Raw genomic sequence first — 21,401 nt, forward strand, 5'->3', positions numbered from 1 at the left:
GGGCCGACGCGCTGACGAAAGAGTACGGGTGCGGTGGGTTCCTGGGGATGGGGTCTGCCAACTCGGCATACCGGGCGGTACGGGAGTGGACATGCCGGGCCGGGATGGCTACGCCGTGCCCCCGGACGGTCGCGGGGCGCGGTGGCCGGGGGGTGGTTGCGGGGGGGCGGGGCGGCGTGCGCGGGTGGGCCGGGACGGGGTGGCTGCCGGGGGTGCGGGTGGGGTGCCGTTGTGGTGCCGGTCGGGCCTGACGGCGGGGTCGTGCGGGTGCCGGATGCCGGGGCCGGGGCCGGGGTCAGCGTTCCGCGCCGCTGCCGCGCTGGGCCGCCTCGACCGTGTGGTGCAGGTCGGCGGTGGCGTCCAGCGTGGCGGCGGTGCTCAGGGCCAGGCAGGCCGCCAGCGCGAGCGCGACCGCGCGGCGGCGGGTCCCGGCGGCGGCCGGGCGGGGCTGGAGCAGGGCGGCCACCCGGCGGGGGACCGGCCCGGAGTGCGCGGCGGGGACCAGCCGGGGCCGGGCCGGCCAGGGGGAGCGGCCGGCGGCCAGGGCGGCCCGGCCGACCGCGTGGGCCGTCACCGTGCGGTCGCCGACCCGGGCCGCCGCCACCTCGTCGGCCCAGCGCTCCAGGTGGAACCCGAGCGGCGTGCGCAGGGCGCCGAGCGCGGGGTGGAGGTCGGCGGCGTGTTCGGCCAGGGCGAGGAAGACGTGGTGGCGGGCGGCCAGGTGGGCCCGTTCGTGGGCGAGCAGGGCGGCCCGCTCGGGCCCGCTGAGGGCGCGCAGCATGCCGGAGGTGACGACGATCCGGCCGGGTTCGGCGGGCCGGCCGGGCAGCGGCAGCCGTCCGGGCAGGGCGAAGGCGTCGGCGCGCTCGTCGTCGAGGACGGCGAGCGGGTGCTCGCCCGGCTGGAGCAGCGCCCGGGCGCGGGCCAGCGCGGTCCGCGGGGTGCGTGCCCGGCGCACGGTGGCGCGTCGAGGGCGCGTGTCCGGATGCCGGTCGTCGGTCGTGGTGGCGGTGGCGGCTTGGGCGGCGGCCGGGGACGCGGCCGGGACGGCGGCGCGGGCCGTGCGCAGCTCCAGCCGGTGGCGGCGGGCCGTGCGGACGGCCCGGGCGGTCAGCACGGCGAGCACCAGCCCGGCCGCGGCCGCGGCCAGGGGTGCTCCGGGGGCGGCGGCGGTGAGCCAGGGCAGCGACAGGTGGCCGAGCGCGGCGACCGGCGGCAGCTGCAGCAGCCCGGCGGCCGCGAGCAGGCCGAGCGAGCAGAGGGTGCCGCCGGCCAGCACGGCGGCCGTGCCGGCCAGGGTCCAGGCGGCGGCCCGGGGCGGCAGGGCCTCGGCGAGGCGGCGGGCGAGCGGAACGGCCAGGAACGGCAGCAGCAGCGGGGCCCAGACGGCGATCAGCACGGGCGGCCCGCCCCGGAGGCGTCCGGGCCGGGCCCGGTGGCGTCGGGCCCGGTGGCGTCGGGGCCGGGACCGGTGCCGGGGTGGCCGTCGCCCAGGAGGGCGCGCAGCAACTGCTCGTCCTCGGCGGAGAGGTCGGAGACGAATCGGGCCAGCACGGTGGAGCGGTCGGCCTCGCGGCCGAGCTCGGTGTGCATCCGGCGGGCGGCGAGCCCGGCCGGGTCCTGGACGGTCGGGGTGTAGGCGTAGGCACGGCCGGCGCGGGTGCGCTCCACGGTGCCCTTGTCGTGCAGCCGGGCGAGGATCGTGGCGATGGTGGTGCGGGCGAGGTCCCCGCCGAGCGCCGTCTGGACGTCCTGCGGCGTCATCGGCTGCCGGGCCGCCCAGAGCGCGGCCAGCACCTCGGCCTCCAACTCGCCGGCGGGCCGGCGGGCGGACGGTACGTCGGACATGGCGGCGCTTCCTCCAGGTTTCGTCTACAGTCATGTAGACCGTCTACGTCACTGTAGACGGTCCGGGCGGGTTCCGCTGCGAACCGCCCCCCAACGTACGGGAGGTCCGCCAGCCTTGCTCCAGTTCCCCCCCGATCCGGCCGTCCACCTCGCGGTGAACCCGCTGGACGCGTCCTCGCTGCTGTCCGCCTTCGGCGCGCTCGGGATCGCCGTCGTCCTCTTCGCGGAGACCGGCCTGCTGGTGGGCTTCTTCCTGCCCGGAGACTCGCTGCTGTTCACCGCCGGCCTGCTCTGCGTCCCCGGCGCCACCAAGGGCCCGCAGCTGGAGCTCTACCAGGTGCTTCCCGCGGCCCTGGCCGGGGCGATGCTCGGCGCACAGGTCGGCTACCTGATCGGCCGGCGCGGCGGCACCGCCCTGCTGCGCCGCTCCAAGCGCCGGAGCCTCCAGGAGGGCGCCCGGCGGGCCGAGGAGCTGCTCGCCAAGTACGGCCACGGCAAGGCGATCGTGCTCGCCCGCTTCATCCCGGTGGTCCGGACGGTGCTCAACCCGCTCTGCGGCGTGCTCGACGTGCCGGTGCGCTCGTTCACCCTCTGGCAGGTGATCGGCGGAGCGGTCTGGACCGTCGGGGTGGTGCTCGCCGGGTACGCGCTCGGATCGTCCGTCCCCAGTATCGACCGTTATCTGCTACCGATCATCGGTCTGGTAGTAGTTGTCTCCGTGCTCCCCATCGTTCTCGAACTGTTCCGCGCCCGTAAGGCGCGCCGTCACGGAGGTGACGTGTGATGTCCTCCCGGGCCCTGGCCGTCTACGACGGCAGCGGCATCGACGGCGGCCTCTACACCCGGGTCAACGAGTGGGCCCAGGCGGCCCCGCACTGGCTCGACGAACTGATCAGACTGTGGTCCGCGGTCGGACTCGGCCTGTTCGCCGTCTTCATGCTCTACGCCTGGTGGCGGGCGCGCGGCGCCGAATCGGCGGTCATGGCCGGGGTGCTGGCCTCGCCGGTGATCGTCGTCCTCGCGTACGCCGCGAACTCCGCCCTCAAGAGCACCGTCGAGGAGATCCGGCCCTGCGCCCAGATCCCCGGCAGCGTCTCCCTGGAGGCCTGCCCGGGCACCGGCGACTGGTCGTTCCCCAGCAACCACACCGTCATCGCCTTCGCGGCCGCCACCGCGCTCTGGTTCGTCGACCGGCGGCTCGGCTGGGTCGCCGGGCTCTTCGCCGTGCTGATGGGCGCCTCCCGGGTCTGGGTCGGCGTGCACTACCCGCACGACGTGGCCGTCGGCGCACTGGTCGGCGTCCTCGTCGCCCTCGTGCTGGCCGCGCTCGCCCGGCGCTGCGGACCGCTCGTCGACCGGATGCGGGGCGGCGCGCTGCGCCCGTTGCTCGGCCCCGGCGCACTGCCGCTGGTGGCCCGCGGGCACTCACCGTACGAGACGCCGCGGCACTGATTCCGTAACCCGCCCGACCCTTGTTCGGCCGGGGTGGCGGGTAGAGCATGTGAGCCGGGCGTGGGACCCCTCCGCGGGGACCCCGCCCGGCTCAGTCGTGCCGGGGCGCGGGAGCGCCGGGTGTGCCAGCGGAGGGAGTGCCGATGCCGTACCGACTCGACATCACGCAGGGGGAGTGGCCGGGCGGGTCGCCGCACAAGGGCGTCGAGGGCCTGCTCCAGGAGGCCATGGTGCTCACCCTCGCCACCGCCGGGCACGAACACGGCCCGCACGCCAACCTGGCCTTCTTCGCGTACGACGACGACCTCGTCCTCTACTTCGTCAGCGAGCGCTCCACCCGGCACAGCCACCACCTCGCCGAGGAGGCCCGCGCCGCCGCCACCGTCTTCCTGCCGCCGCCGGTCTTCGGCGAGCAGCTGCGGGGCCTCCAGCTGACCGGCAGCGCGGGCGAGGCCTGGGGGCGGCAGGCGGAGGCGGCGCTGGCCGCCTACCAGGGGCGCTACCCGGCCTTCGCCCGGGACGAGGCCGTCCGGCGGCAGTTCCTCACCGGCGGCGGCGCGGCGGCGCTGTACCGCTTCCAGGTCGAGGAGCTGACGGCGGTCGACGAGCCCAACTTCGGCCGCCGCAACTACCTCCGCGCCCGGGTCCTGCGCGGCTAGGGGTGCCCTCGGGGGTGTCCGGCGTGGGAAGTCGGCCCGGCCGACTTCCCGGGCTCGTGGCCCGCGTCGTGACGGAGTCCGGTGCCGACGGACGCTACCGGTCACGGCGGGACCGGCGGGCGAGGGTGCCGAGGCCGACCACCGTGAGGGCGGTGGTGAGCAGGACCGCGGTGGCCCAGAACAGGTCGGTGCCGAGGTCGATCTCCTCGGGCCGCTTCGGTCTCGCGGGCCGGGACGGGACGGGGCGGGGCGTCGGGTGGTCCGGCGCCCCGCCCCGGCCCGGGGCCGGTGCGGGCGGGTCGGCGGTGACGGGCCGCCACGTGGCCGGTCAGTGGCTGTTGCGGAGGTTGAGCACGACGACGCCGACGATCACCAGCGCGATCCCCAGCCACTGCAGGCGGCCCAGGGACTCGCCGAAGGCGACCACGCCGATCCCGGCGACCGCGGCCGTCCCGGCCCCCGACCAGACGGCGTAGGCGACCGAGACCGGGATGTGCTTGAGCGCCCGGCCGAGCAGGACGAAGGACAGCACGTAGCCGATCGCGACCCCGACGCTCGGCCAGAGGCGGGAGAACCCTTCGGTGAGCTTCAGGCAGCTGGTGGCGCAGACCTCGCTCACGATGGCGAGGGCGAGCAGGAGGTAGGGCATGGCGTCAGACGGCCCGGTCGGCGCCGAGCCGTCCGAGCAGCGCGAGGTCGGCCTGCTCGAGGCTGCCGAGCAGCGTGATCCGGGCGCCGTCCGGCATGGGCGTCGCGGTGGAGGGCACGGCGAGCACGGCGCAGCCGGCCGCGGAGGCGGATGCGACCCCGGTGGGGGTGTCCTCGACGGCGACGCAGACGGCCGGGTCCAGGCCGAGCCGCTCGGCGGCGGCCAGGTACGGGTCCGGTGCCGGCTTGGTGCGCGGGGTGTCCTCGGCGGCGAGGGTGACGGCGAACCAGTCCCGGCCGATGGCGGACAGCACCAGTTCGACCACCCGGCGCGGCGAGGCGGAGACCAGCGCGGTGGGCACCCGGGCGTCCCGCAGCGAGGCGAGCAGGGTGAGCGCGCCGGGGCGCGGGACCGTCTCGGCGGCGACCTTGCCGGCGAAGGACTCGCCGAGGCGGCTGGCGAGTTCGGCCTCGCTGAGGTCGGTGCCGCTGACCCTGTGCAGGTGGGCGGCGGTGTGCTCGACGGCCTGGCCGAGCACCTCGGGGGCGTCCTGGTCGGTGAGCGGGCGGTGCAGCTCCTCGGCGAGCTCGGAGGCGGCCTGCCACCAGAGCTGTTCGGTGTCGACCAGGGTGCCGTCCATGTCGAACAGGACGGCGGCGGGCAGGACGGTCCCGGGGGGCGTCCCGGGGGCGGTTTCAGGCATGGCGGTACCTTCGGTGGTCCATCGGGTGGCGGTACGAGGGTTTCAGACGGCCGCGCGGCGGGCCATCCGGCCCCCCGGTGAGGGCTCGGCGGGGCCGGGCCGGGGGGCCGGGCGGCCCCGCGGTCGGGCGCAGCGGTCGGGCAGGTCGGTCAGGCGCGGCGGTCCACCAGCACCGGGCGCCCCGGCAGGGACAGCTCGGCGCGCGAGCCGGCCGGCAGGGCGGCGGTGGCCTCGGTGGGCAGGTCGGCCTTGACCTCGGTGCCGTCGTCGAGGCGGACGGTGAGCCGGGTGACGGCGCCCAGGAAGGAGGCGGCGACGACCAGCGCCGGGCCGTGCTCGGCCGGCGTCAGGGTGACGTTCTCCGGGCGGACCAGCACCTGCAGCTCGCCGTCGGCCGGCAGGTCGCCGTCCACGGCGTGCCGGCGGCCGAGCACCTCGACGCCGTCGGAGGTGCGGGTGCACGGGATGCGGCTCATGGTGCCGACGAACTCGGCGACGAAGGCGGTGGCCGGGCGGCCGTACAGCTCGGACGGCGTGGCGCACTGCTCCAGCCGGCCGGCGCGCAGCACCGCGACGCGGTCGGCCATCGACAGCGCCTCCTCCTGGTCGTGGGTGACGAACAGGGTGGTGATCCCCAGCTCCTGCTGGAGGCGGCGGATCTCCTCGCGCAGCTGGAGCCGGACCTTGGCGTCCAGGGCGGACAGCGGCTCGTCGAGCAGCAGGACGCGCGGCTGCAGGGCGAGCGCCCGGGCGAGCGCGATGCGCTGCTGCTGGCCGCCGGACATCTGGTGCGGGTAGTGCTCGGCGCGGTGCGGCAGGCCGACCAGTTCCAGCAGTTCCTGGGCGCGCTTGCGGCGGTCGGCCTTGCCGGCGCCGCGCATCCGCAGGCCGAAGGCGACGTTGTCCAGGGCGCTCAGGTGCGGGAAGAGGCTGTACGACTGGAAGACCATGCCGGCGTCGCGCTTGTGCGCGGGGATCGCGGTGATGTCCTGGCCGTCGACCAGGACCTCGCCCGAGTCGTGCTGCTCGAAGCCGGCCAGGATGCGCAGCGCGGTGGTCTTGCCGCAGCCGGAGGGGCCGAGGAGGGCGAGCAGCTCGCCGGGGTGGACGGTGAGGTCCAGGCCGTCCAGGGCCGTGGTGGTGCCGAACGCGCGGCGCAGCGAGCGGAACTCGACGGTGGCGCCGCCGGGGGCGAGCGCGACTCCGGCGACGGGGGCGGGGGCCGTGGTCATGGCTGGTAACTCCTGGAAGGCGTGGGGTGGTTCGGGGTTCCTCGGGCAAGCCCTAGGGGGGTGGTGCCTAGGAGCGGGCGGCCTTGCGGCCGCGGCCCGCGGCGGACATCAGCAGCAGGACGACCCAGACGATCAGCAGGCTGAGCATCGAGACGGCGACGGACATCTGGCCGTCGCTCTTGCCGTTGGAGTTGATCCACACCGAGAAGGGGGCGAAGCCGAGGATGGAGGCGGTGGTGAACTCGCCGAGCACCAGGGCGACGGTGAGTACGGCCGCGTTCAGCAGCGCGCTGCGCAGGTTGGGCAGCACGACGGTGAACACGGCGCGCAGCCAGCCGGCGCCGCAGTTGCGGGCGGCCTCGACCAGGGTGGTGACGTCCACGCCGCGCAGGCCCGCGTCCAGCGCCCGGTAGGCGAACGGCAGGGCCATCAGCACGTAGGCGATGACCAGCACGATCGGGAAGGCCGGGTCCTGGATGGCCACGATGGTCTGGAAGAACGGGGTGTCCTGCAGGTAGTCCGGGCCCCAGCGCAGCACGCCGATGATGCCGGTGGTGAGCGCGACCACCGGGACGACCAGCGGCATCGAGCACATCACCTCGATCACCGGGCGCAGCTTCGGCGCGCCGAGCCGGGCCGCGAGCATCGCGGGGACGAGCAGGAGCAGCAGCACCGCCACGGTGACGCCGGCCAGTTCGAGGCTCAGCACCAGGCTGTCCGTGAAGCCGGGGGCGTTCAGCAGTTCGGTGTAGGCGCGGAAGGTGACCCCGCCCTTGGTGTCGTCGACGCTGAAGTACACCGACGCGGCCATCGGGACGGCGAAGTAGACGCCGCAGAGCAGCAGGACGAGGCCGCGGCCGGGACGGATGCGGTTGATCAGGCGAGCCACTTGGCACTCCGGCGCTGAAGGGGCAGGTACACGGCCATCACCAGGCAGGCGACCACGATCATGTCGAGGCCGAGGGCGAGGGCGAGGTTGCCCTGGCCGACCAGGACGTTGCCGGACAGCGCGTCGCCGATCTGCATCGAGATCAGCGGCACCGAGCTGCCGACCATGGCCTCGGCGGTGGCGTACGCGGCGAAGGAGGCGCCGAACAGCAGCACGAAGCCGCCGAGCAGCGAGGGCACCAGCACCGGCAGGGCGACGTGCCGCCAGTACTGCACGACGGTGGCGCCGTTGTTGTACGCGGCCTCGCGCCACTGCACCCGCAGGCCTTCCAGGGCGGGGGTGATGGTGATGACCATCAGCGGGACGAGGAAGTACAGGTAGACCACCGAGAGGCCGGAGAAGGTGTAGAGGTTCCAGCCGTGCTTGGTCAGGCCGAGCCGCTTGGTGACCTCGCCGGAGTTGCCGAGGGTGGCGACGAACATGAAGGCGAGCGGCACGCCGCCGAAGTTGGCGAGCACCCCGGAGGCGGAGAGCACGGCCTCGCGGAAGACCCGGAACCGGGAGGTGGCGACGGCCTGGGCCAGCGGCAGGCCGACCACGGTGGCGATCAGCGCGGTCAGCAGGGAGAGCTTGACGCTGCCCCACAGGGCGGTGAAGTAGGCGCCCTGGAGCGAACCGGTGAGGTTGTCGGTGGTGAAGGTGCCGCCGCCGTCGGGGGCGTCGGTGGAGGTGGTGAACGCGCCGATGGCGATCGCGACGGCGGGCAGTCCGAAGCCGATCACGAAGAACAGCAGCAGGGGGAGGGCGGCCAGCCAGGCCCGGCTGCGGCCGGCCCGGCCCCTGGCGGGGCGGGGGGACCGGCGCCCGGCGGCGGTCCCGGTGGTGGTCGTGGGGGCGGGGGCCGCCGTGGCGGCCGGGGAGCTGGGGGAGACGGGGCCGGGGGCGCCCCCGCCGCGCTGGGCGGCGGAGGCGCTGGCCGGCACCGGGGTGGGAGCCGTGGTCATCGTCAGGTCAGCCCGCGATCGCCTTGGCCCAGTTCTCGGTCACGACCTTCTTGGCCGCGTCGGTCTGGTCCGGGGTCGGGAAGGTGGTGAAGGGCTTCTCGACCGGCGGCAGCTTCGAGGCGGCGTCGGCGTCGAGGGTGCCGGCGGTCTTCATGGCGTCGAACAGGGCCGGGGTGGCGAAGCCGCCCATGAAGCCGTTCTGGCCGGCGGCGCTGTAGAGGTACTCCTCCCACAGGCGGGCGGCGGCCGGGTGCGGCGCGTCCTTGTTGATGGCCTGGTTGTAGTACTGGGCGTAGGAGCCGTCCGACGGGATGGCCACCTGCCAGTCGAGGCCCTTGTCCTTGAACTTCACGGCGTAGCCGGCGTTCAGGTACGACCAGTCGATGCTGATCGGGGTCTCGCCCTTCTCGATGGTCGCCGGGGTGACCTCGACCGGGTTGAAGTTGCCGGCCTGCTTCACCTTGCCGAAGAAGTCGATGCCGGGCTGGATGTTGTCCAGCGAGCCGCCGTTGGCGAGGGCCGCGGCGTAGACGGCGCCGAACGCGGCACCGGCCTTGGTCGGGTTGCCGTTCAGGGCGACCATGCCCTTGTACTCGGGCTTGAGCAGGTCGGCGAAGGTCTTCGGGCAGGCGGCGACCTTCTTGGCGTCGCAGCCGATCGACATGTAGCCGCCGTAGTCGTTGTAGCTCAGACCGTTGGCGTCCTTCATGGTGGCCGGGATCTTGTCGAAGTCGACGACCTTGTAGGGGGCCAGCAGGCCCTGCTTGCCGGCGCTGATCGCGAAGGCGGAGCCGAGGTCGACGACGTCGGGGGCGCGGTCCTGGCCCTTGCGGGAGGTGATCGCGTTGATCTCGTCCTGGCTGGAGCCGTCCGGGTTCTCGTCCTCGATCTCGATGCCGTACTTCGCCTTGAAGTCGTCCATCAGCTTGCCGTAGTTCGCCCAGTCGCGGGGCAGCGTGATGACGTGCAGCTTGCCCTCCTTCTTGGCGGCGGCGACCAGGGCGTCCATCCCGCCGAAGTCGGCGATCGAGGTGGCGGTCTTGGCGCTCTTGCCGCCCGCGGCGTCGCCGGACTTCGCGGAGGAGCCGGCGGAACCGCAGGCGGTGAGGGACAGCGCAGCGGCGGTCAGGACGGCCGCGAAGGCGGCGGAACGGGCGCGGTGCACGGACACGGGTCAGTCTCCTGAGAAGGGGGAACTGCAGGGGGTGTCTTGATCGGGGGATCTGGCGAGTGGCCGTCCGGGTGCGGGGGGTGAGCCGCCCGGAGCCGTCCCGGACTGCCGTTCGAGGCCGTCCGAGTTGACTAGCCAACTTCGCTGACGGAGGTAAGTACGCCGGAGTCCGGTGACGGGAAGGTGAACGGACGGCCCAGAACCGGGGTCGGCTGCGGGAACGGTGGAATCCGGCCGCCGGAGCGTGATCCGTTCGGTGCGATGCTTCGAAGGCGCAGCCGGATAGGGTCGGCCTGTCCGCGCCGGCACGGTTGCGCAGGACACCGCCCCAGGAGGGACATTGACTGACGTGGCACTTGAGCCCGAGCGCCCCGCGGCCGAGCAGCGCCCCGCCCCCGAGCGGCGGCCCGCCGCGACCGGGGACCGCGCGTCCGGCGCCCTGTACCGGAAGGTGGCCGCCGACCTGCGCGAGGCCATCACCACCGGCGCGTTCGGCGAGGCCGGGCGCCTGCCCGCCGAGGGCGCCCTCGCCGAGCAGTACGGCGTCTCCCGCGGCACCGTCCGCCAGGCGCTCGCCGTCCTGCGCTCCGACGGGCTGGTCACCTCCCGCCGCGGTACCCGGCGGGTGGTGCTGGGCGGCGCCCGGGTGCAGAGCTTCTCCGAGCTGCTCAGCTTCACGCACTGGGCCTACTCGATGGGCGAGGAGCCCGGCGGCATCCTGGACTCGCTGGTCCGCCGCCCGGCGGACGCCGCCGAGCGCGAGCAGCTGCGCCTGGAGCCCGGCGCCGACGTGTACGTGACGGTCCGCCTGCGGACCCTCTCCGGCGCGCCGGTGATGGTCGAGCGGACGGTCTACCCGCCGCGGGTCGGCGAGATCGTCGCCGAGCTGCCGCCGGACGTCGTCTCGCACACCGAGGTCCTGCGCGAGCACGGCATCCTGTTCACCGACGCCGACCACACCATCGACATCGTGGCCGCCAACGCCGAGGACGCCCGGCTGCTCGGCTGCCGGCGCGGCAGCCCGCTGCTGCGCGAGCGGCGGCGCACCACGGACCCGACCGGCACGCCGGTGGAGTGGTCCCAGGACCGCTACCTGCCCGGGACGGTGGCCTTCAGCGTGCACAACTCGCTGGCCACGTCGGCGCTCTCGCGGCACGCCCGGGAAGGGGACTGAGCCCCCTCCCGGGCTCCGGCCGGGCGGTCCGGCCGTGCACCCGGCGCGTCAGCGTGCGGGCGCACCGGCACCCGGGTGCGTCGCGGGCACCGGCGTCAGCGCATCAGGGCGGCGAGCAGCGGGCGGTAGTGGTCGAAGCCGGGCGTCCGGGCGCCGGCCACCTTCGCCTGCTCGTCCCAGCGGCGGACGGCCACCGCGTCGGCCGCGCCGGGCAGTTCGGCGAAGGCGGCGGCCTGCGGGCCGTCCATCGGGCCGCCCTGGACGGTGAGCGTGTACTCGGACGCCTCGGACAGCCGCTCCCGGTAGCCCGGCTCGACCGCGCACAGGTAGCGCTTGGCGGCGACGTGCAGCCGGACCGGCTCCGTCACCTCCGGGCCGAACCACTGGGCCAGCCAGTCGGCGCCGGTGTCGCTGTGCCGGTTGTCCCGCCCCTCCATCAGGTCACGCCCGTGCAGGGTGCCCCGGAAGTGGCCGAGGTCGTGCAGCAGCGCGGCGGCGACCAGGTGCTCCGGTGCGCCGGCCGCCTCCGCCGCGGCGGCGGCCTGCAGCATGTGCTCGGCCATGGTGACCTCCTCGCCCAGGTACTCCCCGGCGCCCTCGCCGGCGAACAGGGCGGCGATCGCGTCCAGTGCGGCGGAGCGGCGGTGCAGCACGGCGAGGGTGCTGGCGAGCGAGTCCAGGTCGGCGTAGCAGCCCTGGAGGTGCCGGTGGCCGTCCTGCCGGAAGGCCGTCCGGGCGTGCAGCAGGCGGGTGTTGTCGAAGACCAGGCAGTCGCCGGGGCCGAGCCGGAAGGCGAGCTGCAGCTCGGGGCGCAGGGTGATCGCGGCGAACCGGCGGTACGCGGCGTAGAAGGCCTCCCGGTCGCCGACGCGCAGGGTGCCGATCGAGCGGTTGTTGAAGCGCACCTCGCGGATCCGGCCGAGTGCGTCCACGTCGATCAGCGGGCGGTCGGCGCGCAGCTCGGTGCGGCGGTCGCGGAAGACGAAGGGGACGGGTGTGCCGGTCAGCAGGGCGAAGTCGGCCGGTGACTCCGCGCGCAGCACGGCGGCCGCCTTGAACCCGTCGACCAGGCCGGAGTCGCCGCCGGTCGCCGAGTTCTCGAGGCAGTGCAGCAGCTGGAGCGTCGGCACCGGGTCGCGGTAGGGGTTGTCGGTGTGCGGGGCGATGGCGGCGCTGGTGAAGGCGAGGTTGTTCGGGTCCGGCTCGACCCGGACGTCGAACAGTTCGCCGTAGTTGGTGACCCGGACGTACCCGAAGCTCTCGGCGACCCGCAGGACCTGTCCCTCCACCGCGGGCACCCCGCGCAGCACGGCGAACCCGCTGTGCCGGACGGCGGCGAGGACGGCGGCCCGTTCGGCGGGGTCGGCCAGGTACTCCTCCCAGTCGGCCTCCGGGATGCCGCGGGCGAAGTCCGCCGCCGCCCAGAGCCGCTTGCCCTCCTCCGTCCGCCCGTCGCCGTGGTCGGTCTCCCCGAGCCAGGCCAGCGGGTAGCGCGACCGGTGCCCGTCCGACCAGAGCACCTCGAGGTCAGGGCCGATCTCCTTGCTCGCGGCGATGGTCAGGTCCTTCGGCAGGTCGCCGATCCGGAACAGCTTCTGCCCGTTCCGGTGGTCCCGGCACTCGGTGCACGGGCAGTTGTCGCGCAGCCAGTAGGGCGGCAGCTCGGACATGGTGTCTCCTCCTCGACGGTGGCTCAGCGGGTGAAGTTGTATAGCCAACTTTGCCCGTCGGCCTGGAGCCTGCCGCCCTTCGGTGAGTTCTGCGTGCCCGCCGGGTGAACGCCCGGGGAACTGTCCGTCGAGACCGTCCCCAAATCCCTTGCGCCCACCGCCCCGACCTGGTCGGATATGCCGGTGCTCGATCAAGATCAGAATCCGGCCGACGCCCTGGTGGACGTCACCCCGGCCGCTCCGCCCGTCCCCGCCGCCCCCCGCTCCCGCCGTCGGCTCTGGCTGACCCTGGCGGCGCTCGGCGTCGCCGCCGTCACCACCGCCGCGGTCGCCCTCGCCGACAACATCGCCGCCTTCGGCGAGTACCGCTACGAGCAGCCCGGGGAGTTCCTCGGGCTCCCCGGCGTCCCCGTGGACCAGGTGGTCAAGGCGTCGCCCCAGCTGCGCGACGTGAAGGTCGGCGGCTACCAGGCCGCGGACAAGTCCCGGAGCGTCGTCCTCACCGTCCGCGAGCTGCCCACCCTCGCCCCCTCGGGGCAGATCGACAGCGTGATCTCCGAGGCGACCAGGAACCTCCCCGTCGCGGACCTGCGCGAGATCGACCCGGGCCCCCGCGGCGGCGTCCTGAAGTGCGGCCACACCACCGCGATCAGGAAGGCCGGCAAGGCCCAGGACGTCGGCTTCTGCGCCTGGGTCGACGGCAGTATGTGGGCCGTCTACGTCGAGCACATCGAGGACGTCACGATCACCACGGAGAAGCTGGCCGACGACGTCCGCGCGTTCCGCGAGCTCGCCGAGGTGAAGGCATGATGACCGACCCGACCGACCCGACCGACCCGACCGACCCGACCGGCGAGCCCGGCGAGCCCGGCGCGTCCGACCGGACCGCGCCGCCCGGCGGGCAGCAGGGCGTCGCCGACGCCGACCCCGTCGTCGACGTGACGCCCGCCGCCCCGCACCCGCGCTCCCGCCGCACGCTCTGGCTGACCGTCGCGGCCGTCCTCGTCCTCGGCGCCGGCGGCTTCGGCGTCGCCTTCGCCGACAACTTCGCGAACCTGGGCGCGTACGCGTACAGCGCGCCGAAGGAGTTCGACGGACTGGCGCTCGTTCCGAAGGCGTCGGTGACCAGGAGGAGCCTCCGCGCGGGCTCCGAGTCCGGGGTCTCGGTCACCGACTACCGCAGCGCCGACGAGGAACGGGTCGTCATCGTCACCGTCTACGAGAAGCACATCTTCACGCCCTCCTCGGAACTCGACGACCTCCTGGCCCGTCAGCGCGCCAGTGGGGCGACCGTCACCGACCTGCACGACGTCGACCCCGGCGAACGCGGCGGTGTGATGAAGTGCGGCAACACCGACGACGACGGCCAGCAGCTCGGCTTCTGCGACTGGTCCGACGGCAGCATGTGGGCCACCTACCAGGAGGCGGTCCGGGACACCACCGTCGCGCCCGACACCGCCGCCTCCCACGCCCGAGCGTTCCGCGCGCTCGCCGAGGTGCCCTCCTCGTGACCTGAGTCGGACCGGCCCCGGGCCCGGCGCGGCCGTTCGGGTGAGGCGGCGGGCCCGGGGCGCGTCTCGCGGCGGGGGAGCCGTGCCACTGCGGCACTGTCGGGGTGGACTCCCCTGACGTGAGAGGCGATCGGCCCATGGCTCATCCCACTACTGAGGCCCCGACGGGTTCGGGGCACACCGGACTCAAACGCGAAGTCGGCGTGATCGGGCTGCTCTGGGCCTCGGTCGGGGCGATCATCGGCTCCGGCTGGCTGTTCGGGGCGCAGAAGGCCGCGGTGGCGGCGGGGCCCGCGGCGCTGGTCTCGTGGGGGGTCGGCGCGCTGGCGATCATCCTGCTGGCGCTGGTGCACGCCGAGCTGGGCGGGCTGTTCCCGGTGGCGGGCGGCACCGCGCGCTACCCGCACTACGCCTTCGGCGGCTTCGCCGGGATGTCCTTCGGCTGGTTCACCTGGCTGCAGGCGGCGACCATCGCACCGATCGAGGTGCAGGCGATGATCAACTACGCCCAGCACTGGTCCTGGGCGGACGGCCTGCTGAACGAGAACCTGACCCTCACCGGCACCGGCTTCGTCGTCGCGGCCGCGCTGATGGGGCTCTTCGTCGCGATCAACTTCCTCGGCGTCCGGCTCCTCGCGCACACCAACAGCGTGGCCACGGTGTGGAAGGTCGCCATCCCCGTCCTGACCATCTTCGCGCTCGGGTTCACCGAGTTCCACGGCTCCAACTTCAGCGTGCACGGCTTCGCGCCGGAGGGTGCCAAGGGCGTGCTCGCCGCGATCAGCACCAGCGGGGTGATCTTCGCCCTGCTCGGCTTCGAACAGGCCATCCAGTGGGCCGGCGAGAGCCGCAACCCCCGCCGGGACATCCCGCGGGCCGTCCTCGGCTCGGTCGTGATCGGCACGATCGTGTACGTCATGCTGCAGGTGGTCTTCATCGGCGCGCTGCCCCCGGAGACCTTCGCCGGCGGCTGGGGGACGCTCACCTACCCCGGCATCAGCGGGCCCTTCGCGGGCCTGTCGACGCTGATCGGGCTGGGCTGGCTGGCCACCCTGCTCTTCATCGACGCGATCATCTCGCCGGCCGGCACCGGCCTGGTCTACATCACCTCCAGCTCCCGGGTGACGTACGGCCTGAGCCGCAACGGCTACGCGCCGCAGGCGCTGCAGTACACCGACAAGCGCTCGGTGCCCTGGCTCGGCCTGATCATCGCCTGGGTCGCCGGCGTGATCTGCTTCCTGCCCTTCCCGAGCTGGCAGCGGCTGGTCGGGTTCATCACCTCGGCCGTCGTGCTGATGTACGCGGGCGCGCCGCTGGCCTTCGGCGTGCTGCGCAAGCGGCTGCCGTCGATGGAGCGCTCGTACCACCTGCCCGGCGGCACGATCATCTCGCCGCTGGCCTTCGTGGTGGCCAGCCTGGTCATCTACTGGTCGGGCTGGGACACCCTGTGGCGGCTCGGCCTGGCGATCGTCATCGGCTACGCGCTGCTCGGCGGGTACTCGGTGTACGCCGCGCGGACCGGGGTCCCGAACGCGCCGCGGATGGACTTCCGGGCGGGGCAGTGGCTGCCGGTCTACCTGGTCGGCATGGGCCTGATCTCCTGGCAGGGCACCTTCGGCGAGGGCGCCCGGGGCAACCTGCCGCTCTGGTGGGACATCCTCGTCGTGGTGGTGTTCTCGCTGGTGATCTACTACTGGGCGCTGGCGATCGCGCTGCCGGCGGAGGAGATCGAGCGGAACATCCGCGGCGTCGAGGTGGTGGACGCGGGCGGGCACTGAGCCGACGCGGCGCGGCGGCCCCCGGGGACCTCTCCCCGGGGGCCGCCGCGCGTGCGTCACACGGCGGCCGTCCAGGCCTCCCCGGCGGCGGCGAGGGCGGGGGCCGCCGCTGCGCCGGTGGCGGCGGCGAGGGCGGTCAGGCAGGCCAGGACGGTCTCCAGCGAGGCGGCCGCCCCGTAGTGGTTGACGCGCAGCATCGACGCCGCGAGCGCGCCGCCGCCCGGCTGGAGGGGCAGGGCCGGGTCGAGCCGGGCGGCGAGGGCGGTGGCGTCGACGCCGTCCGGGGTGCGCAGGGTGGTGGCGACGGGCGCGGCGTGGGCGTCGTCCGGGACGAACGGGCTGAGGGTGCCGAGGGCGCGGACGCCGGCCCGGGTGGCGGCGGAGGCGGCGCGGTGGCGGGCGATCACGGCGGGCAGGCCGTCGGCGGCGATGCGGTCGAGGCAGGCGCCGAGCGCGAGCATCTCCAACTGGGCCGGGGCGTGCGGGAGCACGGTGCGTCCGGCGTCCGTCCAGCGCTCCTTCCAGTCCAGCAGCGAGAGGTAGGAGCGGCGCGGTGCGGCCGGGTTGGCGGCGATCCGCTCCCAGGCGCGCCCGGACACCGAGACCGCGGAGACCCCGGCGGGGCCGCCCATGGCCTTCTGCCCGCCGATCACGCAGAGGTCGACGCCCCACTCGTCGGTGAGCAGCGGCTCGGCGGCGACGGAGGCCACCGCGTCCAGCATCAGCAGGGCGCCGTGCTCGCGGACGACGGCCGCGATCTCGGCGACCGGGTTGGTGTTGCCGGTGGCGGCCTCCGCGTGGACCAGGGAGACGAAGTCGATCTCCGGGTGGGCCTCCAGCGCCCCGGCCACCTGCTGCGCGCTCACCGCGCCGTGGAAGGGGACGGCGAGGTCGACGACCTCGGCCCCGCAGGAGCGCAGCCAGCCGCCGAAGGTCTGCCCGTACGGGCCGGTGACGATGTTGAGCGCGGTGGAGCCCGGGTGCGCGGCGCCGCGGATCGCCGCCTCCAGCGGCAGCAGGGCCTCGCCCTGGGTGACGATGACGTCGGCGCCGGTGTGCAGCAGCGCGGCCACCTTGTCCTCGATCGCGGCGAAGTCGGCGGCGCCGAGCGGGGGCAGGTCGAGGAAGGCGCTCATGCTCCCGCCCCGCTTCGCTCGGCAGGGGCGTTCGCCCGTGCGCGCCTTTCCATGAATCGCTCGCTGCGCTCGCTCACGTCGCGGGGCCTCTCACACGGGTGGTTGGGACGGGAACGAGTCTGCCGCATGCGCACCGGTCACGGGGAACGCCCCCGTCGGTAGAGTGCGGCCATGAGCGATGGCGCGGTGCTGCACGTGCGGGGTCGGGTGCTGGTCGGTCCTGAGGACGTCCGGGACGAACTCTGGGTGGTGGACGGCCGGGTGAGCTTCACCCGCCCGCCCGGCGCCGAGGACGTCCGGACGGTGACCGGATGGGTGCTGCCCGGCCTGGTGGACGCCCACTGCCACGTCGGCCTGGACGCGCACGGCGCCGTCGACGCGGAGACCAGCGAGAAGCAGGCGCTCACCGACCGGGACGCCGGCACCCTGCTGATCCGCGACGCCGGCTCGGCCGCCGACACCCGCTGGATCGACGAGCGGGAGGACCTGCCGCGGATCATCCGGGCCGGCCGGCACATCGCCCGCACCCGCCGCTACATCCGCAACTACGCGCACGAGATCGAGCCCGGGGACCTCGCCGCGTACGTGCGCGCGGAGGCCCGGCGCGGCGACGGCTGGGTCAAGCTGGTCGGCGACTGGATCGACCGCGAGCGCGGGGACCTGGCCGCCTGCTGGCCGGGCGACGCGCTGGTCGAGGCGATCGCGGCGGCGCACGAGGAGGGCGCGCGGGTCACGGCGCACTGCTTCGCCGCCGAGTCGCTGCCGGACCTGCTGGCGGCCGGCATCGACTGCGTCGAGCACGCCACCGGGCTGACCGAGGAGCTGATCCCGGTCTTCGCCGAGCGCGGGGTCGCCATCGTCCCGACGCTGGTCAACATCGCGACCTTCCCGGGCCTGGCGGCGGGCGGCGAGGCCAGGTTCCCGGCCTGGGCGGCCCACATGCGGCGGCTGCACGAGCGCCGGTACGACACCGTGGGCGCGGCGCGCGACGCGGGCGTCCCGATCTTCGTCGGCACGGACGCGGGCGGCTCGCTCGCGCACGGGCTGGTCGCCGACGAGGTGGCGGAGCTGGTGAAGGCCGGGCTGAGCCCGGCCGAGGCGCTGTCGGCGGCGAGTTGGGGCGCCCGGGAGTGGCTGGGGAGGCCGGGGCTGGAGGAGGGCGCGCCGGCGGACCTCGTGGTGTACGGGGAGGACCCGAGGGCGGACGTCCGGGTGCTCGCCGACCCGCGGCTGGTGGTGCTGCGCGGGCGGCCCGTCGGGTAGGGCGGGTCCGACGACCGCCGCCGGGTGTGCGACGCGACCAGCCGGGCCCTCCCGGGGTCCGCGGCGCCGCCCGCCCGCGGCGGTCCTGGCAGCGGCATGATCATCCGCTGAACGCGCTGTCGGGGTAGGCCGATAGGGTGCCGTCATGGCACCGCGTCCACTGAACGAGATCGTCGAGCCCGGTTGGGCCACCGCCCTGGAGCCCGTCGCCGGGCGGGTCGCCGCCATGGGCGACTTCCTGCGCGCCGAGCTGGCCGCCGGCCGCACCTACCTGCCGTCCGGGCCGAACGTGCTGCGGGCCTTCCAGCAGCCCTTCGCCGACGTGCGGGTGCTGATCGTCGGGCAGGACCCGTACCCGACCCCGGGCCACGCCGTGGGGCTGAGCTTCTCGGTGGCGCCGGAGGTCCGGCCCGTCCCGGCGAGCCTGATCAACATCTTCCAGGAGTACGGCACCGACCTCGGCCTCCCGCAGCCGTCCAACGGTGACCTCACCCCGTGGACGCGGCAGGGCGTGCTGCTGCTCAACCGTGCGCTGACCACCGCGCCGCGCAAGCCCGCCGCGCACCGCGGCAAGGGCTGGGAGGAGGTCACCGAGCAGGCGATCCGGGCGCTGACGGCGCGCGGCGGCCCGCTGGTGGCGATCCTGTGGGGGCGCGACGCCCGCAACCTGCGGCCGCTGCTCGGGGAGGTACCGGCGATCGAGTCGGCGCACCCGAGCCCGTACTCGGCCAGTGGCGGCTTCTTCGGGTCGCGGCCGTTCAGCCGGGCGAACGAGCTGCTGGCGCGGCAGGGGGCGCAGCCGGTGGACTGGCGGCTGCCGTAGGGCGTGTCCCGGGCGGGCAGGTCGTGACAGAGTCCGGTCATCCGCGAACGTCGATCTCACTCCAACGGGTGAAATGACGTTCTGTGTTACTCGTATGACGGATCGTGTGAGAAGACTGGCGGCTCATCCTTTCAGCCCTGTGGGGGTACCACCATGTCTGCTCGCCGAATCGTTTCCGCAGTCGCCGTCGCAGGAGTCTGCACCCTGCTCACCGTCCCGCCCGCCCAGGCCGCCCCGACGGCGCCCGCGCCCACCCCGTCACCCGGCAGGGCGCGGGCCGTCACCGCGGAGCTCGACCTGGACGTCAGCCTGCTGAACAAGGCCGTGGACGTCCCGGTCAACATCGCGCTCAACAAGGTCGAGACTCCCGCGCAGCGGACGGCCTCCCCACGGCCCGTCACCGGCGGCGGTTCGATGCTCACCGCCACGGTGGACGGCGTCGACCAGCAGGGCCCGGTCACCCTGGTCAAGGCCGACGTCGGCACCTCCGTGGTGCGGGCCGACGCCCGGGGCGCCGCCGCCTCCGTCAAGCTGGTCAACGCCGACGTGCACGCCCCCGGTCTGCCCGCCACCGCCCTGCTCGGCCTGGAGGCGATGAGCGCCGAGGCGACCTGCCCGGTCGACGGGCAGCCGACCGCCGACGTCGTCGCCCCCGTCCGGCTGACGGTGCTCGGCAAGCCCGTCACCGTCGGCCTCTACGGCCCGACCAAGGTGGACGTGCCGCTGGTCGGCAGCGTGTCGGTGGAGTTCTCCAAGCGGACCACCACCTCGACCACCGCCGCCGCCTCCGCGCTGGAGGTGCGGGTGGAGGTGAACCCGTTGAACCTGAACGTCGCCAAGGTCACCGGCACGGTCACCGTCGCCTCGGTGAGCTGTGAGAAGCCCACCGCACCGCCCGCCACCCCGACCCCCACCGCCACGGCCGCGCCCACCACGGACGCCCCCGTCACCGCCGGGCCGACCACCGCTCCCGCCGTCCAGCCGGTCGCCGACACCACCACGGGCGCGGCCGCTCCGCGGAGCGCCCCGGCGAGCACCGGCAGGCCCGCCGAGGGCCTGGCCACCACCGGCGGCGGCAGCGCCACCGGCCCGCTGGCCGCCGGGGCCGCCGCGCTGGTCGCCGGCGGGGCGGGCGCCCTGTGGGCCACCCGGCGCCGCCGCGCCGCACACGCCCGCCGGCACTGACCGACCGGGCCGGGCGGCGGGACCGCCGCCCGGTGGCACCACGGGCCGCGGGAGTGCCGGGCCCGGCACTCCCGCACCGTAACCGTGCCGACGCGGACGGTTGGTTCACATGCGCGTTACACGAGAGGAACAACCGGGAAACGGCGGCTTGCGACGCTACGCGGGCACCCACCACCCAGCAATGCGAGGTACACCGCCGTGGCAATCAAGGCCGAGTACATCTGGATCGACGGCACCAAGCCGACCGCGAAGCTCCGTTCCAAGACTCGCGTCCTGCCCAACGCCGACAAGATCCCCACCTGGGGCTTCGACGGCTCCTCCACCAACCAGGCGGAGGGTCACGCGTCGGACCGCGTGCTGGAGCCGGTGAAGGTCGTCAAGGACCCGATCCGCGGCGGTGACAACATCCTCGTCCTGTGCGAGGTCCTGGAGACGGACGGCACCCCGCACGAGTCCAACACCCGCGCCCTGCTGCGCGAGGTCGAGGAGAAGTACACCGCGCAGGAGTCGATCTTCGGCATCGAGCAGGAGTACACCTTCTTCAAGGGCTCCCGCCCGCTCGGCTTCCCCGAGGGCGGCTTCCCGGCCCCGCAGGGCGGCTACTACTGCGGCGTCGGCGCCGAGGAGGTCTTCGGCCGCGAGATCGTCGAGCTGCACCTCGACCGCTGCATCGACGCCGGCCTGGCGATCTGCGGCATCAACGCCGAGGTCATGCCCGGCCAGTGGGAGTTCCAGATCGGCCCGGTCGACGCCCTGACCGTCTCCGACGACCTGTGGATCGCGCGCTACCTGCTCTACCGCACCGCCGAGGAGTTCGGCATCGACGCCACCCTCGACGCCAAGCCGGCCAGGGGCGACTGGAACGGTGCGGGCGCGCACACCAACTTCTCCACCAAGGCGATGCGCGAGGGCTACGAGGCCATCATCACCGCCTGCGAGTCGCTCGGCGCCTCGCAGGAGAAGGTCCTGGAGCACGTCAGCCAGTACGGCGACGACATCCAGTCCCGCCTGACCGGCAAGCACGAGACCGCCCCGTGGAACGTCTACAGCTACGGCGTGTCCAACCGCGGCGCCTCGGTCCGCATCCCGTGGCAGGTCGAGGTGGAGCAGAAGGGCTACATCGAGGACCGCCGCCCGAACGCGAACGTCGACCCCTACGTCGTCACCCGCCTCCTGATCAACACCTGCTGCGAGGCGCTGGAGAAGGCCGGCCAGGTCTGATCCGCCGCTCCCCGAGCAACCCGCCGGGCCTCC

21 protein-coding genes are annotated in these 21,401 nt (G+C 74.4%); 11 read left to right on the forward strand and 10 right to left on the reverse strand.

Annotated features, from left to right (window positions below):
- Window positions 1-295: 295 nt before the first annotated feature.
- Both ACIRS1_RS23485 and ACIRS1_RS23490 read right to left on the reverse strand, forming a co-directional pair.
- Window positions 296-1,399: a M48 family metalloprotease gene (locus ACIRS1_RS23485; protein WP_402842963.1), complete on the reverse strand. Its 1,104-nt coding sequence runs from the start codon at window positions 1,397-1,399 to the stop codon at window positions 296-298.
- Window positions 1,393-1,848 (reverse strand): BlaI/MecI/CopY family transcriptional regulator, encoded by a 456-nt coding sequence (locus ACIRS1_RS23490; RefSeq protein ID WP_402842966.1) that lies wholly within the window; start codon window positions 1,846-1,848, stop codon window positions 1,393-1,395. Before ACIRS1_RS23490 ends, ACIRS1_RS23485 begins: the two co-directional genes overlap by 7 nt.
- 115 nt (window positions 1,849-1,963) lie before the next feature.
- Between ACIRS1_RS23490 and ACIRS1_RS23495 the strand changes: the two genes are divergently transcribed.
- The 3 genes from ACIRS1_RS23495 to ACIRS1_RS23505 all read left to right on the forward strand — a co-directional run bounded on the left by ACIRS1_RS23495 (window position 1,964) and on the right by ACIRS1_RS23505 (window position 3,959).
- Entirely contained in the window at window positions 1,964-2,632 is a 669-nt protein-coding gene (locus ACIRS1_RS23495; protein WP_402842968.1) for a DedA family protein, read from the forward strand.
- Window positions 2,632-3,300 carry a phosphatase PAP2 family protein gene (locus ACIRS1_RS23500; protein WP_402842971.1) on the forward strand — a complete coding sequence of 223 codons (669 nt, stop codon included), beginning with the start codon at window positions 2,632-2,634 and terminating at the stop codon, window positions 3,298-3,300. The genes ACIRS1_RS23495 and ACIRS1_RS23500 overlap by 1 nt, the downstream gene beginning before the upstream one ends.
- A gap of 143 nt (window positions 3,301-3,443) precedes the next feature.
- Window positions 3,444-3,959, forward strand: coding sequence for a pyridoxamine 5'-phosphate oxidase family protein (locus tag ACIRS1_RS23505; protein ID WP_402842974.1), 516 nt, complete (start codon window positions 3,444-3,446; stop codon window positions 3,957-3,959).
- Window positions 3,960-4,287: 328 nt separating this feature from the next.
- On the opposite strand, the gene ACIRS1_RS23510 is transcribed toward ACIRS1_RS23505, so the two are convergent.
- The 6 genes from ACIRS1_RS23510 to ACIRS1_RS23535 form a co-directional block, all read right to left on the reverse strand.
- Window positions 4,288-4,608: a multidrug efflux SMR transporter gene (locus ACIRS1_RS23510; protein ID WP_360218405.1), complete on the reverse strand. Its 321-nt coding sequence runs from the start codon at window positions 4,606-4,608 to the stop codon at window positions 4,288-4,290.
- 4 nt (window positions 4,609-4,612) lie between these two features.
- Entirely contained in the window at window positions 4,613-5,311 is a 699-nt protein-coding gene (locus ACIRS1_RS23515; protein WP_402842978.1) for an HAD family hydrolase, read from the reverse strand.
- Window positions 5,312-5,460: 149 nt separating this feature from the next.
- Complete coding sequence (locus ACIRS1_RS23520; protein WP_402842981.1) at window positions 5,461-6,543, reverse strand: ABC transporter ATP-binding protein; 1,083 nt, start codon at window positions 6,541-6,543, stop codon at window positions 5,461-5,463.
- Between the two features lie 67 nt (window positions 6,544-6,610).
- Window positions 6,611-7,420, reverse strand: coding sequence for an ABC transporter permease (locus ACIRS1_RS23525; protein ID WP_387901877.1), 810 nt, complete (start codon window positions 7,418-7,420; stop codon window positions 6,611-6,613).
- Complete coding sequence (locus ACIRS1_RS23530; protein WP_360218396.1) at window positions 7,420-8,436, reverse strand: ABC transporter permease subunit; 1,017 nt, start codon at window positions 8,434-8,436, stop codon at window positions 7,420-7,422. Before ACIRS1_RS23530 ends, ACIRS1_RS23525 begins: the two co-directional genes overlap by 1 nt.
- A gap of 7 nt (window positions 8,437-8,443) precedes the next feature.
- Entirely contained in the window at window positions 8,444-9,607 is a 1,164-nt protein-coding gene (locus ACIRS1_RS23535; RefSeq protein WP_387901742.1) for an ABC transporter substrate-binding protein, read from the reverse strand.
- Window positions 9,608-9,956: 349 nt separating this feature from the next.
- Between ACIRS1_RS23535 and ACIRS1_RS23540 the strand changes: the two genes are divergently transcribed.
- Entirely contained in the window at window positions 9,957-10,781 is an 825-nt protein-coding gene (locus ACIRS1_RS23540) for a GntR family transcriptional regulator (protein ID WP_360218390.1), read from the forward strand.
- Between the two features lie 95 nt (window positions 10,782-10,876).
- Here ACIRS1_RS23540 and ACIRS1_RS23545 read toward each other — a convergent pair whose 3' ends face one another.
- On the reverse strand, window positions 10,877-12,451 hold the full coding sequence (locus ACIRS1_RS23545) for a phosphonate degradation HD-domain oxygenase (RefSeq protein WP_402842984.1): 1,575 nt from the start codon (window positions 12,449-12,451) through the stop codon (window positions 10,877-10,879).
- Between the two features lie 183 nt (window positions 12,452-12,634).
- Between ACIRS1_RS23545 and ACIRS1_RS23550 the strand changes: the two genes are divergently transcribed.
- The 3 genes from ACIRS1_RS23550 (at window position 12,635) to ACIRS1_RS23560 (ending at window position 15,740) form a co-directional block, all read left to right on the forward strand.
- Window positions 12,635-13,261, forward strand: coding sequence for a hypothetical protein (locus ACIRS1_RS23550; RefSeq protein ID WP_402842987.1), 627 nt, complete (start codon window positions 12,635-12,637; stop codon window positions 13,259-13,261).
- Window positions 13,258-13,962 carry a hypothetical protein gene (locus tag ACIRS1_RS23555; RefSeq protein ID WP_402842989.1) on the forward strand — a complete coding sequence of 235 codons (705 nt, stop codon included), beginning with the start codon at window positions 13,258-13,260 and terminating at the stop codon, window positions 13,960-13,962. The genes ACIRS1_RS23550 and ACIRS1_RS23555 overlap by 4 nt, the downstream gene beginning before the upstream one ends.
- 137 nt (window positions 13,963-14,099) lie before the next feature.
- Window positions 14,100-15,740 (forward strand): amino acid permease, encoded by a 1,641-nt coding sequence (locus ACIRS1_RS23560; protein WP_360218379.1) that lies wholly within the window; start codon window positions 14,100-14,102, stop codon window positions 15,738-15,740.
- A gap of 56 nt (window positions 15,741-15,796) precedes the next feature.
- Here the strand turns inward: ACIRS1_RS23560 and ACIRS1_RS23565 are convergent, their stop codons facing one another.
- Window positions 15,797-16,876 carry a pyridoxal-phosphate-dependent aminotransferase family protein gene (locus ACIRS1_RS23565; protein ID WP_402842992.1) on the reverse strand — a complete coding sequence of 360 codons (1,080 nt, stop codon included), beginning with the start codon at window positions 16,874-16,876 and terminating at the stop codon, window positions 15,797-15,799.
- Between the two features lie 171 nt (window positions 16,877-17,047).
- Here ACIRS1_RS23565 and ACIRS1_RS23570 point away from each other — a divergent pair, with 171 nt between their 5' ends.
- The 4 genes from ACIRS1_RS23570 (at window position 17,048) to glnII (ending at window position 21,368) form a co-directional block, all read left to right on the forward strand.
- Window positions 17,048-18,139 carry an amidohydrolase family protein gene (locus tag ACIRS1_RS23570; RefSeq protein WP_360211675.1) on the forward strand — a complete coding sequence of 364 codons (1,092 nt, stop codon included), beginning with the start codon at window positions 17,048-17,050 and terminating at the stop codon, window positions 18,137-18,139.
- Between the two features lie 145 nt (window positions 18,140-18,284).
- Complete coding sequence (locus ACIRS1_RS23575; protein WP_360211677.1) at window positions 18,285-18,962, forward strand: uracil-DNA glycosylase; 678 nt, start codon at window positions 18,285-18,287, stop codon at window positions 18,960-18,962.
- Between the two features lie 153 nt (window positions 18,963-19,115).
- Window positions 19,116-20,147, forward strand: a complete 1,032-nt coding sequence (locus tag ACIRS1_RS23580; RefSeq protein WP_402842996.1) for an SCO1860 family LAETG-anchored protein — start codon at window positions 19,116-19,118, stop codon at window positions 20,145-20,147.
- A 198-nt stretch (window positions 20,148-20,345) separates the two neighbouring features.
- Complete coding sequence (gene glnII, locus ACIRS1_RS23585) at window positions 20,346-21,368, forward strand: glutamine synthetase GlnII (RefSeq protein ID WP_360211681.1); 1,023 nt, start codon at window positions 20,346-20,348, stop codon at window positions 21,366-21,368.
- The last annotated feature ends 33 nt before the right edge of the window (window positions 21,369-21,401 follow it).

Source organism: Kitasatospora sp. NPDC101176 (genome assembly GCF_044768035.1).
Taxonomy (GTDB): domain Bacteria; phylum Actinomycetota; class Actinomycetes; order Streptomycetales; family Streptomycetaceae; genus Kitasatospora.

Bases quoted from the DNA above. Each gene is read 5' to 3' on its own strand.
- ACIRS1_RS23490 (WP_402842966.1), bottom strand. From the start codon at position 1,848: ATGTCCGACGTACCGTCCGCCCGCCGGCCCGCCGGCGAGTTGGAGGCC.
- ACIRS1_RS23500 (WP_402842971.1), top strand. From the start codon at position 2,632: ATGTCCTCCCGGGCCCTGGCCGTCTACGACGGCAGCGGCATCGACGGC.
- ACIRS1_RS23505 (WP_402842974.1), top strand. From the start codon at position 3,444: ATGCCGTACCGACTCGACATCACGCAGGGGGAGTGGCCGGGCGGGTCG.
- ACIRS1_RS23510 (WP_360218405.1), bottom strand. From the start codon at position 4,608: ATGCCCTACCTCCTGCTCGCCCTCGCCATCGTGAGCGAGGTCTGCGCC.
- ACIRS1_RS23515 (WP_402842978.1), bottom strand. From the start codon at position 5,311: ATGCCTGAAACCGCCCCCGGGACGCCCCCCGGGACCGTCCTGCCCGCC.
- ACIRS1_RS23520 (WP_402842981.1), bottom strand. From the start codon at position 6,543: ATGACCACGGCCCCCGCCCCCGTCGCCGGAGTCGCGCTCGCCCCCGGC.
- ACIRS1_RS23530 (WP_360218396.1), bottom strand. From the start codon at position 8,436: ATGACCACGGCTCCCACCCCGGTGCCGGCCAGCGCCTCCGCCGCCCAG.
- ACIRS1_RS23545 (WP_402842984.1), bottom strand. From the start codon at position 12,451: ATGTCCGAGCTGCCGCCCTACTGGCTGCGCGACAACTGCCCGTGCACC.
- ACIRS1_RS23555 (WP_402842989.1), top strand. From the start codon at position 13,258: ATGATGACCGACCCGACCGACCCGACCGACCCGACCGACCCGACCGGC.
- ACIRS1_RS23560 (WP_360218379.1), top strand. From the start codon at position 14,100: ATGGCTCATCCCACTACTGAGGCCCCGACGGGTTCGGGGCACACCGGA.
- ACIRS1_RS23565 (WP_402842992.1), bottom strand. From the start codon at position 16,876: ATGAGCGCCTTCCTCGACCTGCCCCCGCTCGGCGCCGCCGACTTCGCC.
- ACIRS1_RS23570 (WP_360211675.1), top strand. From the start codon at position 17,048: ATGAGCGATGGCGCGGTGCTGCACGTGCGGGGTCGGGTGCTGGTCGGT.
- ACIRS1_RS23575 (WP_360211677.1), top strand. From the start codon at position 18,285: ATGGCACCGCGTCCACTGAACGAGATCGTCGAGCCCGGTTGGGCCACC.
- ACIRS1_RS23580 (WP_402842996.1), top strand. From the start codon at position 19,116: ATGTCTGCTCGCCGAATCGTTTCCGCAGTCGCCGTCGCAGGAGTCTGC.